At 70.4% G+C, this 12,378-nt stretch carries 16 protein-coding genes; 10 read left to right on the top strand and 6 right to left on the bottom strand.

Translation table 11 applies throughout. The features are described 5' to 3' along the window. Position 1 precedes the first annotated feature (1 nt). Complete coding sequence (locus tag J4H86_RS03265) at positions 2-1,189, bottom strand: ABC transporter substrate-binding protein (protein ID WP_236541918.1); 1,188 nt, start codon at positions 1,187-1,189, stop codon at positions 2-4. Positions 1,190-1,402: 213 nt separating this feature from the next. On the opposite strand from J4H86_RS03265, the gene J4H86_RS03260 reads away from it, so the two are divergent. Genes J4H86_RS03260 through J4H86_RS03245 form a run of 4 tightly spaced genes read left to right on the top strand, consistent with a single transcriptional unit; the run spans position 1,403 to position 4,626 of the window. Continuing rightward, positions 1,403-2,275: a PaaX family transcriptional regulator gene (locus tag J4H86_RS03260; RefSeq protein ID WP_236541916.1), complete on the top strand. Its 873-nt coding sequence runs from the start codon at positions 1,403-1,405 to the stop codon at positions 2,273-2,275. A 49-nt stretch (positions 2,276-2,324) separates the two neighbouring features. Beyond that, positions 2,325-3,239, top strand: a complete 915-nt coding sequence (locus tag J4H86_RS03255) for an SDR family NAD(P)-dependent oxidoreductase (RefSeq protein ID WP_236541914.1) — start codon at positions 2,325-2,327, stop codon at positions 3,237-3,239. Next, a complete protein-coding gene (locus J4H86_RS03250) occupies positions 3,236-4,168 on the top strand; it encodes an amidohydrolase family protein (protein WP_330932482.1) in 933 nt (310 codons plus the stop codon). Before J4H86_RS03255 ends, J4H86_RS03250 begins: the two co-directional genes overlap by 4 nt. Continuing rightward, on the top strand, positions 4,165-4,626 hold the full coding sequence (locus J4H86_RS03245; RefSeq protein ID WP_236541912.1) for a MaoC family dehydratase: 462 nt from the start codon (positions 4,165-4,167) through the stop codon (positions 4,624-4,626). The genes J4H86_RS03250 and J4H86_RS03245 overlap by 4 nt, the downstream gene beginning before the upstream one ends. Positions 4,627-4,639: 13 nt before the next feature. Here J4H86_RS03245 and idi read toward each other — a convergent pair whose 3' ends face one another. Then, positions 4,640-5,164 (bottom strand): isopentenyl-diphosphate Delta-isomerase, encoded by a 525-nt coding sequence (idi, locus tag J4H86_RS03240; RefSeq protein ID WP_236541911.1) that lies wholly within the window; start codon positions 5,162-5,164, stop codon positions 4,640-4,642. 102 nt (positions 5,165-5,266) lie between these two features. Here idi and J4H86_RS03235 point away from each other — a divergent pair, with 102 nt between their 5' ends. Both J4H86_RS03235 and J4H86_RS03230 read left to right on the top strand, forming a co-directional pair. Beyond that, a complete protein-coding gene (locus J4H86_RS03235) occupies positions 5,267-6,040 on the top strand; it encodes a class I SAM-dependent methyltransferase (protein ID WP_236541908.1) in 774 nt (257 codons plus the stop codon). A 33-nt stretch (positions 6,041-6,073) separates the two neighbouring features. Next, positions 6,074-6,502 carry a cupin domain-containing protein gene (locus tag J4H86_RS03230; RefSeq protein ID WP_236541907.1) on the top strand — a complete coding sequence of 143 codons (429 nt, stop codon included), beginning with the start codon at positions 6,074-6,076 and terminating at the stop codon, positions 6,500-6,502. A 48-nt stretch (positions 6,503-6,550) separates the two neighbouring features. Here the strand turns inward: J4H86_RS03230 and J4H86_RS03225 are convergent, their stop codons facing one another. Continuing rightward, a complete protein-coding gene (locus J4H86_RS03225) occupies positions 6,551-7,165 on the bottom strand; it encodes a GNAT family N-acetyltransferase (protein WP_236541905.1) in 615 nt (204 codons plus the stop codon). Between the two features lie 317 nt (positions 7,166-7,482). Beyond that, complete coding sequence (locus J4H86_RS03220; protein ID WP_236541903.1) at positions 7,483-7,851, bottom strand: VOC family protein; 369 nt, start codon at positions 7,849-7,851, stop codon at positions 7,483-7,485. Positions 7,852-7,972: 121 nt separating this feature from the next. Here J4H86_RS03220 and J4H86_RS03215 point away from each other — a divergent pair, with 121 nt between their 5' ends. Beyond that, complete coding sequence (locus J4H86_RS03215) at positions 7,973-8,587, top strand: Uma2 family endonuclease (protein WP_236541901.1); 615 nt, start codon at positions 7,973-7,975, stop codon at positions 8,585-8,587. Here J4H86_RS03215 and J4H86_RS03210 read toward each other — a convergent pair. Beyond that, positions 8,562-9,152, bottom strand: a complete 591-nt coding sequence (locus J4H86_RS03210; protein WP_236541899.1) for an AAA family ATPase — start codon at positions 9,150-9,152, stop codon at positions 8,562-8,564. The genes J4H86_RS03215 and J4H86_RS03210 overlap by 26 nt on opposite strands. Before the next feature lie 110 nt (positions 9,153-9,262). After that, the gene (locus tag J4H86_RS03205) at positions 9,263-9,841 is read right to left on the bottom strand and encodes a restriction endonuclease (protein ID WP_236541897.1); all 579 of its coding nucleotides are present in this window, start codon (positions 9,839-9,841) and stop codon (positions 9,263-9,265) included. 313 nt (positions 9,842-10,154) lie between these two features. Here J4H86_RS03205 and J4H86_RS03200 point away from each other — a divergent pair, with 313 nt between their 5' ends. From J4H86_RS03200 to J4H86_RS03190, 3 genes are all read left to right on the top strand, one after another. Further along, positions 10,155-10,733, top strand: a complete 579-nt coding sequence (locus J4H86_RS03200) for a Uma2 family endonuclease (protein ID WP_236543877.1) — start codon at positions 10,155-10,157, stop codon at positions 10,731-10,733. Positions 10,734-10,853: 120 nt separating this feature from the next. Next, positions 10,854-11,381 (top strand): Rossmann-fold NAD(P)-binding domain-containing protein, encoded by a 528-nt coding sequence (locus J4H86_RS03195; RefSeq protein ID WP_236541895.1) that lies wholly within the window; start codon positions 10,854-10,856, stop codon positions 11,379-11,381. 18 nt (positions 11,382-11,399) lie between these two features. Then, positions 11,400-12,359 (top strand): aldo/keto reductase, encoded by a 960-nt coding sequence (locus J4H86_RS03190; RefSeq protein ID WP_330932481.1) that lies wholly within the window; start codon positions 11,400-11,402, stop codon positions 12,357-12,359. Positions 12,360-12,378: the final 19 nt, after the last annotated feature.

The following is a 12,378-nucleotide window of genomic DNA, read 5'->3' as shown; positions in this document are numbered from 1 at the left end:
GTCACTCGTCGCCGAATTGGTGGTCGAACTGGTCGAGGGTCCATTGGGTGGGGACGAAGTCGCCGTCCTGGACGGTGCTGACGGCGATGGCGTCGGCGTCCAGGCCGGAGTGGTCGGTGGGGGAGTAGGTGAAGGTGCCGTTGGGGGTGGTGAGGGTGAGGTTCTCCAGCGCGTCGCGGATGTCGGCGTGTTCGGTGCTGTCGGCGTCGTCGATCGCGGCGGCGAGGAGCATGACGGCGGTGTAGCCGTCCTGGGCGAACTGGGGTGGGGGGTAGTCGTGTTCGGCTTCGAAGGCGTCGGTCATTTCGGCGATGACGTCGTGTTGTTCGCCGGCGGGGATGTGCTCGCCGACGACGCCGAGTGAGCTCAGCACGGTGACGTCCTCGGCGGCCGCTCCGGCGGGTTCGGTCCACAGGTGGCTCGCCTGGGAGCCGGTGACCACGAGCGCGGGGTCGGCGTCGGCGCCGGCGTACTGTTCGGTGAAGATCACGCCGGGTGGTCCGGTGGCCCAGAGCATGGTGACGTCGGCGTCGGAGTCCTCGACGGCGGCGATGATGTGGCTGAAGTCGGTGGTTTCCTGCTCGAACTCTTCGGTGAGGGTGAGTTCGATGTCGTAGTCGTCGCTGGCGTCGACCATGGCTTGGTGGCCGGCGATTCCGTAGGCGGTTTCGGAGTAGGCGAGGGCGACCTGGTCGATTCCTTCGGAGTCGAAGTACTGCAGGGCGCGTTCGGCGTAGGCGCCGGCGAGTGCGGGGACCACGAAGACGTGGTCGCGGATGGGGTTGACCTGTTCGTCGGCGGGGGTGGGGGAGATGTAGGGGATCTGTTCGCGTTCGATCTGTTCGAGCAGGGCCATGGCGCTGTTGGAGAACGCGGATCCGATGATGGCGGCGGGTTCGTCGTTCATGATGTCGTTGAACGCGAGGATCGCCTGGTCGGGGTTGCTTTGGTCGTCGTGGGTGGTGAGTTCCAGGGGGCGGCCCAGGACGCCGCCGTCGTCGTTGATCCGTTGGACGGCGAGTTCGACGGCTTTCTCGTTGTCGGTTCCCAGGGGTGAGAAGTCGCCGGTGAGTGGGGTGATGTAGCCGATGGTGATGGGGTCGTCGTCGGTGGCGTCGCTGATGGTGGCGCAGGACGCGAGCGGGACGGTCAGCGCGAGGCTGGCGAGGAGTGCTGGGGTTCTGCGCACGGGGTCTCCTGAGTCACGGGGGTTGGGCAGGGGTGACCGGGGGGCCGAATCTGTCGGCGTATGGCGTGCGCCACAAAGTCGCGGCACCGCGAATCTATGCATACTGCGGTCGGCCGTCAATATGTTGCCGAATATTGTGGGGTGTGTTGTTCTTCTTGCGCGTGGCCTGTGTCGGGTCGTGCGCGTGTCGTCGGAGCAGGACGGGGGACCCCGGTGGAGGCAACGGTTGAGGAGTCGGTGTCGGGTCGGCGGGGGGAGCTTCGGCCGCAGTCGCTGATGTTGGCGTTGTTGGGCGAGTACGTGCTGGACACCTCGACGTCGGTGTTCTCGGGGAGTTTCATTCGGGTGTTCGCGCGGGCGGGGATCTCCGAGCAGGCGACACGGTCGACGCTCGGCCGGATGGTGCGCCGTGACCTGCTGCGTCGCAGGCGGGTGGGGCGGCGCATGTACTTCGGGCTGACCGACCGCTGCGAGGGACTGCTGCGCGACGGGGGACGGCGGGTGTGGGAGCTGGGGGTGACGAACGAGTCCGCCGAGACGGAGTGGACGTTGATCGGGTTCTCCCTGTCGGAGGACCAGCGGCGGCAGCGCCACGCGTTGCGGACCCGGCTGACCTGGGCCGGGTTCGGGATGCTGCACGGGGGGTTGTGGCTGGGGCCCAGCCGCGTGGGGGTGGAGGACATCCTGGCGGAGTTGGGGCTCAACGACGAGGTGAAGGTGTTCGCCGCGCGACCGGTTCCTCCCACCGACATCGGTGAGTTGGTGCGGGAGGCCTATGACCTGGGGGCGATCGCGGAGCGTTACCGGGGTTTCCTGGACCGGTGGTCCGGGGTCGCCCCGGGCGGGGCGCGCGACCCGCTGGTGTGGCACCTGTGGTTGACCGCCGACTGGTTGAGCACTATCAGGGAGGACCCGCGGCTGCCGCTGCGTCTGCTGCCGGCGGACTGGCCCGCGGACGCGGCCCAGGGGGTGTTCCGCTCGTTGCACGCCCGGTGGCAGGCGGGGGCGGCCGAGGAGGCGGCGGCGGTGTTGGACACCATCTCCACCGAACCCATTGTTCGGCAAGGTATTGACGACGGTCGTTGAGTTGCCTAGTTTTGCGGCGTGAGTCCCTCCACAATCCACGGGAGATCGCATGCTCAAGGGCAAGGTCGCGGTCGTGACCGGATCGGGACGCGGGCTGGGCCGCGCCTACGCCGAGGCGATGGCGCGGGCCGGAGCCTCGGTCGTCGTCAACGACGTTGACGCCGACGCCGCCGAGGACACCGTCCGCGCCATCGACGACGCCGGAGGCCGCGCCGTCGCCGAGATCGTCGAGGTCGGAACCAGCGAGGCCGCGGACCGGCTCGTCGACCGCGCGGTCCGGGAGTTCGGCCAGCTCGACGTCATGGTCACCAACGCCGGAGTGCTGCGGGACCGTACCCTGCGCAAGACCACCGACGACGACTTCGACACCGTGCTGCGCACCCACCTACGCGGCACCTTCACCTGTGCCCGCGCCGCGGTGAACCGGTTCCGCGCCCAGGACTCCCCCGGACGGCTCATCCTCGTCGGCTCGCCCGCCGGACAGCGGGCGAGCTTCGGCCAGACCAGTTACTCCGCCGCCAAGGCCGCGATCGTGGGACTGGTGCGCACCTGGGCGTGGGAGTGCGAACGCGCTGGGGTGACCGTCAACGCCGTCGTGCCCACCGCGCTGACCCGGATGGTGGCCACGATCCCGGGGTTGGGTGAGGCCGTCGCCGACGCGGAGGCGGGCCGCCCCATCGACCCCGGGCTGCGCCGTGCCGGGCTGGGCACCCCGGATGACGCCGCGGCGGTGGTGGTGTATTTGGCGGGTGACGCGGCGGCCGGTGTCACTGGTCAGTGTGTCTCCGCCGGGGGCGACAAGATCGCCCTGTGGTCCCACCCGCAGGAGGTCGCAGCCGCCTATCGGGACGGTGGGTGGGACGTGGAGAGGGTCGCGGCGGAGTTCCCGGGCCTTGTCGAGGCGCGGTTACAGTCCTACAAGCCCGAGGCGTTCCCGGTTCCCCCGACGGGGGGCCGCGCGTGAGCGGCTGGCCGGCGGGGATCGACGTCGCGAGCCTCGACGCGATCGACGTCCACGTCCATGTGCACGCCTCCGTTCGGGGGAGCGCGGTGGACGCGGAGGACCTGCGGGACATGTCGCGCTACTTCCGGTCCACGGTCACCGCCTCCACGGTGCCGGAGATCGCGGCCTACTACCGTGGCCGCAACATGGCCGCGGTCGTGTTCGGCGTCGACCAGGTGGGGCGCAGTGACGAGGATGGGGCGCCCAGCAACGAGGAGATCGCCGAGCAGGCGGCGCTGTACCCCGACGTGTTGGTTCCCTTCGCGAGTGTGGATCCGGCGCGGGGCCCGGAGGGGGTGCGGTGGGCGCGGCGGTTGCTGCGTGACCACGGGGTGCGGGGGTTCAAGTTCCATCCCAACATCCAGGGGTTCCATCCCAACGACCCGGCGGTCTACCCGTTGTACGAGGTGATCGCCGAGGAGTCGGGGATCGCGGTGTTCCACTCCGGGCACACCGGGATCGGCGCCGGGACCCGGGGTGGGGGCGGGGTGCGGTTGAAGTACTCCAACCCCATGGCCGTCGACGACGTGGCGGTCGACTTTCCCGACATGACGATCATCCTGGCGCATCCGTCGTTTCCCTGGCAGGACGAGGCGTTGTCGGTGGCGTTGCACAAGCCCAACGTCCACATCGACCTGTCCGGGTGGTCACCGAAGTACTTTCCGCCGCAGTTGGTGCAGTACGCGAACACGTTGTTGAAGCACAAGGTGCTGTACGGGTCGGACTATCCGGTGATCACGCCGGATCGGTGGATGCGGGACTTCGCGTCGGTGGAGTTCCGGGACCACGTCCGTCCGCTCATCCTCAAGGAGAACGCGGCGCGGATTCTCGGGCTCACCCATGGTGGCTTGGTTGGTGACTCCGCGCGGGGAGAGGAGACGCAGGGATGAGTCCGAGTCCTGTCGAGGGTGTCGCGGGTGTGTTGGAGCGGGTGGGGACCCACCTGGGGTTCACCGAGTATGAGGAGGTGACCCAGGAGCAGGTGGCGTTGTTCGCGCGGGCCACCGGCGACGACCAGTGGATTCACACCGATGTCGAGCGGGCGGAGCGGGAGTCGCCCTTCGGGGGGCCGATCGCGCACGGTTTTCTCACCCTTAGCCAGGTCGTCGTGGTGTTGCCCCGGTTGTGGGAGTTGCGTGGCTTCTCCATGGGGGTGAACTACGGCTGTGAGCGGGTGCGGTTCCCCGCGCCGGTCCCGGTGGGGGCACGGTTGCGGGCCGGGGCGCTGGTGGATGACGCGCGCGAGATCGCGGGCGGGGTGCAGATCACGGTGACGGTGACCTTCGAGGTCGAGGGCGGGCGCAAACCCGCCTGCGTGGCCACGGTGGTGCTGCGTCAGTACGTGTGAGGCCGCGGGCGGTTCAGGCGCGGGCGAGCTGGGGGATCTGGGCGGCGGCCCAGGGGCTGATCAGCCACGGGGTGTCCTGGGCCAGGGTGTGCAGGGTCTCCCACGGCGCCCACGCGAAGTCCGCGACCTCCGCCGGGTCGGGATCGGGGGTGGTGCGGGCCGCGGCGACGAACACCGGGCACACCTCGTTCTCCACGACGCCCTCCGCGGAGCGGGCCCGGTAGCGGAACTCCGGCAGCACCACGCGGGGGGCGTCGATCGTCATCCCCAGTTCCTGGTGGGCGCGGCGTCGCACCGCGTCGGCGATCTCCTCGCCCGGCGCTGGGTGTCCGCAGCAACTGTTGGTCCACACCCCCGGCCAGGTGCGCTTGCCCAGGGCGCGGCGGGTGAGCAGGACACGGTCGTGGTCGTCGGTGATGTAGCAGGAGAACGCCAGGTGGAGCGGCGTGTCGTCGGTGTGTACGACGGACTTGTCCATCGTTCCGATGTGGTTGCGGTCGTCGTCGAGGAGGATGACGAGTTCCGGGGTGTTGGGCATGGCGGGATCCTCACGTCGGCAGGACCCACCATAGCCGCCCGTCGTGGTGGTTGGGGGTGCCCCGTGTCCGTCGCTGGTGGTGGGGTGCAGTAGGAAGGGCGGGTGGGTACTGACGATGGTCTCCGGGCGTGCTGGCGGTACGGCGCGTTGAGCAGCCGCGGCTACGACCTGGACAAACCAGTGGGGTTCTCGTTCGGGGACGTGGAGTTCTACTCCCGTCTCCTCGCCGGGACTCAGGGGGAGATCCTGGAGCCCGCCGTGGGCAACGGGCGAATGCTCGTCCCGCTGCTGCGCGAGGGGTTGCGGGTGCGGGGCTATGACACCTCCCCCCACATGGTCGAGCTGTGTCGCGCGCACTGCGCGCGGGAGGGGCTGGCCGGCGACGTCTTCGTCGACGACCTGGCCACGTATCGCGCCCCCGGGCGCTACGAGGCGGTCGTCGTTCCGGCGGGGTCGTTCTCGCTGCTGCCCAGCCCCGAAGCCGCGGTCGCCGCGTTGGCGGCGATCCGGGACAGTCTCGTCGCCGGGGGCCGGTTCGTGTGTGACCTGGAGCCCCCGCCGGTGGGTGTGGACATCGCCACGAGCCCGCGACAGTGGTGGGACGGCGAGGAGCTGATCACGATGTCCAGCATGCACACCGAGTTCGACCCACGGACCCAGCGCACCACGGAGTGGCTGCGCTACGAGCTGTGGGAGGAAGGGGTGCTGCGGCGCGGTGAACTGCAGGTCTTCTCCCTGTTGTGGTTCGGGCTCGCCGAGTTCACCGGGATGCTCACCGACGCCGGGTTCACGTCGGTGACGGTGTACGGCGACTACGACACCAGCCCACCCGGACCCCAGGCCGACATCTGGACCTTCGAGGCGCTGCGCGCCTGAACCACCCCCGAGGGGCTGCTAGCGTCCGGCGTCATGGAGCACAGCAGTGACACCCTCGACGGGCCCGGATCCGACGCGGGCGCGGCCTACGGCGACACCGTGTACGTGGGCAACGCCGGGCACGACGCGGCCCTGGACCGTGGATGGATCCTGGGCCACTTCAAGGACCCGGGCGACCCCCGCCACAGCGAGGACGTGGAGATCAAGTGGGGGGTGCATCCCCCGGGGGACACCCGTGCCCGGTGGGTGCGTGGGGAGGAACGCACCGCGCTGCTGGTGCTGATCAGCGGCCGGTTCCGGGTGGAGCTGCCGGGGCGCAGCGTGGTGTTGGAGCGTCAGGGTGACTACGTGGTGTGGGGCCGGGGGGTGGACCACTCCTGGATCGCGGAGGAGCACTCGGTGCTGTTGACCGTGCGCTGGCCCTCCGTCCCGGGCTACGCGGTGCCCCTCCGCGAATCCTAGGGGTCCCGGGGTGACGCCGCGCCGGGGAGCGCCACCCCGGGCGGGGTGTCAGATCGGGGCGGTGTCGCGCACGAAGAACGACGCGGGCAAGTCCGCCTCCACGTGCTGGAAGCCCAACGCGTGGAAGAACGCCTGCCCGCCGATGTTGTCGAGCGCCGTGGCCAGGTGCACACCGCCCACGCGGCGCTCCCGCAGCGCGTCCACGAACCGTGCCACGAGCTCCCGGCCCAGTCCGGCGCGGGTGTGGCCGGGCAGCAGGTTGACGTGCAGGTGCGCGGGGTAGGCCGACACATCCTCCAGCAGCATGTACTCGGGGTTGTGCAGCAGCCACGCGAACTTCTCGTCCCACGTGATCGGCTCGCCCTCACCCAGCGGCAACCGCGGCGCCACCTCGGGCAGGTACTCCGCGCGGTAGCGTCCCACGAAGGTCGGGGTGTCGCCGGTGCCCAGGACGTATCCCACGGGACGGGTCCCGTCATCGGCGACGAACACCAGGTCCGGGTCGAGGGTGAGGTAGGGGTCAACGAAAACCGCGCAGTTCAGCGCGGCCGTCAACTCGGTGGCGGTCGCCGCGTCCTCCGGTTCGGCCAGACACGCGATCTCACGGATCGCGTCGGCGTCGTCCGTGGTGGCGGCGCGGATCGAGTACGTGTGGTTGGTCATGGACCCACGTTCGGGTGCCCCACGTACGAGCCACGCACGGTCCACGCACCCCGAACCCCCGTGCCCGTCAGGCCCGCGTCGTCGTCGGCCTCCGATCCGGGGTTCGGACCCCCGCCCGGAGGCCACGGTGGTGTATTCGTGGTTCGCGGTTGAGCCAGGGGGGCCGCGCAGCGGTGGTGGGTGGTGTCGACCCCGATAGAGCGGGTCGACGTGCGTGCCCATGGGGTGGATGTGGCGTGATCCCGGTGGGGTGGAGAAATCCGGACGGAAGGGTAGTCATCACCGAGAGCGGCGCGGGCACCTGTTGGCGTGTGGCTTCAGCGTGGATCGAGGAGGCAGAACCCGTTGCCCTCCGGGTCCCGCATCACCACACAGGCGGCGTCCGCGGGCTGGCCCACGTCGGCACGGGTGGCGCCCCGGGCCAGGAGTTCACTGACCGCCGCCGGCTGGTCCTCGGCGTACAGGTCCAGGTGCAGTCGGTTCTTGCCGTGCCGCGCGTCGTCTACCTCGACGAAGAACAGCGACGGCGCGCGTCCGTCGCTGGGCCGCACCTCGACGCCGGCCGGGAACGGATCCACGACTTCCCAGCCGAGGGTGCGCGCCCACCACCGCGCCAGCTCCAACGGGTCCGACGCGTCGACGGTGAGGGCCTCCCAGCGGATATCGATGCGAACTATTGTACGCATAGAGGCGCTCGGGGTCGGCCCGAGCCCCGAACGCGCGGGCTGTCGGTGAGCGTGTTCTGCGCCGGCGCACGGGTCCGCGCGAAGCCCGGCGCGGACGAGCTCCGCACGCTATCGTGCACGCATGGACGCCCACTCCAGGGACACGCGCCCCCCGGCCGGGCCGCCGGACTGGATGGTGCCCCCACGGGCGGAAGGATGGTTCGCCGAGGACCTCGACCACCTCCCCGACTCCCCACCACACACCGAACTCCTCGACGGACACCTCGTCTGGCCCCGGTCACCACAACGGTTGTGGCACGCCCGCGTGACGCGGCGCCTGACGAACGCCCTGCACCGGTGCGCTCCCGACGGCCTCGTGGCCGAGCAGCGGATGACGGTGGTGCTGGACCCCCGCAATCGGCCCGAACCCGACGTGCTCGTCGCCACCCATGACGACGATTTCACCATCACCTCGTTTCCGGCCGACCAGGTCCACCTGGCGGTCGAGGTCGTCTCGCCCGAGTCGGCGCACCGCGACCGCCATGTCAAACCCGCGAAGTACGCCGCCGCCGGGATCCCCCACTTCTGGCGGGTCGAGGAGGAGGACGGGAGTCCCGTGGCGCACGTCTACGAACGCGACACCACCACGGGAGGCTACGCCCCCACGGGGGTGTACCGGGACACGCTGCGCCTGGACCGTCCGTTCGCCATCGAGCTGGAGCTGAGCGGCCTCACCGCGCGTCGGGGGACGCGCTGATCCGCAGACCCCCCAGCGTCTGCGCCACGAACCCCACCCGCTCGGCGACACCCACGCGCGGCAGTTCCACCACCTCGTAGCCGTAGTCGGGATACGCCCGGGCCATGGCCTCGAAGGTGCGCTCGGCCACCGCGAACGACTGGTGCCGCTCGGCGTCGGCGCGGTAGATCTCCCGCCACGGGGGAGCCAGGAACACCACCGGGTGGTAGCGCATCCGACGCGCGGCGGCGTCCACGTGCGCCGGCACCCAACGGCCCTCCAGGCGCAGGTAGCCCACCACGTCGGGCACACCCCGATCGAACACCACATCCCCGGGGGCGCTCGCCGCCTCCTCGTGGGAGCGCAGCTCCCAGTGCAGCATGGCCTCGGCGAAGCGCTCCACGTCCCGCCACGGCAGCGCCGGACCGTCGACGGCCCGCTGCTGGCGGATGATCGCCCGGCCCGCCTCCGGCATCACCCGCGCCCCGGCACCCGCCAACGCCTCCAGCAGCGTCGTCTTGCCCGAACCCGGCCCACCACTCACCACGATCCGACGCCCCCGCGCCACACCAGTCCTCGTGGACACACCACACCCCAATTCCGCACGACCGATCACCGGGACGACCGGTGGACGAGCGGCGCCCCCTGCAGGGCGCCGCGAAAGACCAACGTGGGGGGAGTCGGGGGAGGAGAGGTTCAACGAGGCGGGAGCACGGGAACGCGGTGGTCGGTCTTCCACTCGGCGAGCTCCGCCCGGCCCACCAGCGTGAGGTAGCCGGCCGCCTCCTCGGCGGCGCGGGAGGTGAACCCGTTGGCCGACACCATCATCCCCGCGTAGTCGCGGTGGGTCGTGGCCAGGACACCGATGAACTCCCGGACGTCCTTGGGTTGGGCCGCGCGCTTGAGACGCTTGCACTGTACCGCGCACCGCCGACCCCCGGGGGTGCGCGCCCGAATGTCGACCCCGCCGTCCCCGGCGCGGCCCACCACCACCACCCCACTGAAGCCGTCCCGCCGCATCAGGTCGGCGACGAAGTGCTCGAACTCCACCCCGGTCATCGCGTCGATCCGACGGAAGTCGGTGCGCTCCACGGCGCGCTGGGAACGCCACCGCGTCAGACGGTGCCGCGCCCACAACGTCGCGGCCCCCACCGTGACCGCGGCGAGGACCAGGCCCGTGGCCACGGCCGGCGCCAACTCACCCGCCCAGTTCCACACCCCCACACCGACAACCACGACAGCCGCCGCGACCCAGGGCCCGTAGCCGCGATTCACCGAAGCCGACCGTCGTCCTCGCGCCGTCGCCACCCGCCGCCTCGTCTCCGTGTGAAGTTGTCGATGTCCGCTGCCGGATTCCCCTGTCTCCACCGTATATCCGAACACGCGTGCCGATTCCCCAAAACCCCTACACGGTCGGGTCTGTCGCCCTATTCTGGTGCGCCGAACCCGAAGGGAGGAGACCCTCATGTCGGCTCTCGCGGTCTCGGACCGTGCCAACCCGCCACCGTGTGGCCGTGCCACCCGACACGGTCGTCGCGAACCTTCTAGTCTGGACACCGTAGGGGAGACCAGCAGGAGGGATTCCGTGATGTGCGCCCAGCCCGTACCCGAATGGCTGCTGCCACCCGCCGAGGGCTTCACTGCCGATGACCTGGATGACCTCCCTGACCTTCCCCCACACACCGAGCTCATTGACGGGAGCCTGGTCCTCGTGAGCCCCCAAAAGGCATTTCACACCCTGATGCTGTACCTGATCGAGGCCGGGCTACGGCGAAGCGTCCCCGAAGATATGAGGGTCCGCCGTGAGATGACAATGACGTTGGCCGAACGCCAGCGGCTGGAACCCGACCTGATGGTGGTCGACGCCGGGGCGGTGGCAGGGGCCGACCAGAGTAGTTTTCCCGCCGAGGCCGCGCTGCTGGTGATCGAGGTTGTCTCCCCGGAATCCGTCATTCGTGATCGCGAGCGCAAACCGCAACTGTACGCTCAGGCCGGGATTCCCAACCTCTGGCGCGTTGAGCCCGACCAGGGCCGTCCCGTCGTCTACACCTACGAACGCGACCCGGCGACAGGCGAATACGTGGCAACCGGCATCCACCGCGACAAGTTGTCCGTCGCCCACCCCTTCACCATCGACATCGACCTCACCGAGATCGACACCATGTAGGAGGCCGGTGGGGCGGTGATGGCGGCCGTGCTCGCCCTGCCCGCGCGGGTTGACCTCAACCGTGCTTCATCTCGCAGTATCGACGTGACACGCGAGAAGTACGTCTGAGGAGGACGTCCGATGTCCACAGCGGTGGTCGTGGGTGGGACCGGGATGTTGGCCGGCGTCGTTGAGTCGCTGGCGGGACGCGGCTGGTCGGTCGTGGTTCCCAGCCGGCGCGGTTGGCGCGGCGCGCCTCCCCACGGAGTGCGGTGGGTGCGCGGGGAGTGGAGTGACGCCGAGGCGTTGGCGTCATCGGTGCGCGCGGTGATTCCCGGGCCGGTGGAACTCCTGGTGGCGTGGGTGCACACCCCGCACCGCGGCCCCGTGCTGAGGGCGTTCACTGCGCTGTTGGCGCGCTCGGCCCCGGTGGTGGAGGTGTGGGGCAGCGCGGGAGCCGACCCGCTCGCCACCCTGCCCGAGCCGACGCTGCCGGCACACCCCACCCACCAGGTCGTCCTGGGGTACGCGCGTGCGGCGTCGGGGCCGCGGTGGTTGACCGACGCCGAGATCGCTGATGGTGTGGCCTCGGCGACGGAACGAGCCTTCTCCGGCAGCCCTCCGGGGGTTCACGAGGTGGGGACCGTACGGCCGTGGCCGCCCCAATAGACACCAGAACGTCGACGGGTGTCGACGCCGCCAACCCTGGGAGATCCCACCGTGGTCATGCTCGGCAGGTCATCACTGGACGTCTTTCCCCTCGCCCTGGGCGCGAACTCCTTCGGCTGGACCAGCGACGAGGCCCAGTCCCACGCGGTGCTGGACGCCTTCGTCGCCGGCGGCGGAACCCTGGTCGACACCTCCGACTCCTACGGGGCCGGAGCCTCGGAGTCCATCATCGGTTCTTGGCTCGCGGCGCGGGGCCGACGCGACGACGTCGTGATCGCCACGAAGGTCAGTCGCCACCCGGAGTTCCGCGGCCTCGCGGGAGACACCGTCGCCGCAGCGGCCGAGGCGTCGCTGCGCCGCCTGGGCGTGGACCACATCGATCTCTACTACGCGCACTTCGACGACCCCGACGTGCCCCTGGACGAGACCGTCGCCGCGTTCGACCGGTTGGTCTCCGACGGCAAGGTGCGTTTCGTGGGCGTCTCCAACTACAGCCCGGAGCGGCTCACCGGGTGGTTGAACGTCGCCGCGACGTTGGGCGCGGCGCCGCCAGTCGCGCTGCAACCGCACTACAGCCTCGTCCACCGCCGGACCTACGAGCCGGGGCTGCGCGACATCGCGGTGGCGGCCGGACTGGGGGTGCTGCCCTACTGGGGACTGGCCGCCGGGTTCCTGACCGGGAAGTACCGCACCCACGAGGACCTGCGGGGACGGGCCAGGGAGCAGATGCTGGACCGCTACTTCAGTGAGCCGGGCCTCGCCGTCGTCGACGCACTCACCCGGATCGGCTCCCGACACGGGGTGGAGCCCGCCACCGTCGCCCTCGCCTGGCTGCGACAGCGCCCCGGTGTGACCGCGCCGATCGCCAGTGCCCGCACCACCGACCAACTCCCCGCCCTGCTCGCCGCCGCCGACCTCACCCTGGCCGAGGAGGAGATGGCCGACCTCACCCGCGTCTCCGACGCGGTCGGCGTCTAAGACCGCCCCGATCGCTACC

It is taken from the genome of Spiractinospora alimapuensis (assembly GCF_018437505.1).
Lineage (GTDB): Bacteria > Actinomycetota > Actinomycetes > Streptosporangiales > Streptosporangiaceae > Spiractinospora > Spiractinospora alimapuensis.
Note: the sequence above shows the minus strand (reverse complement) of the source record. Positions and strands in the feature narration are given on the sequence as shown.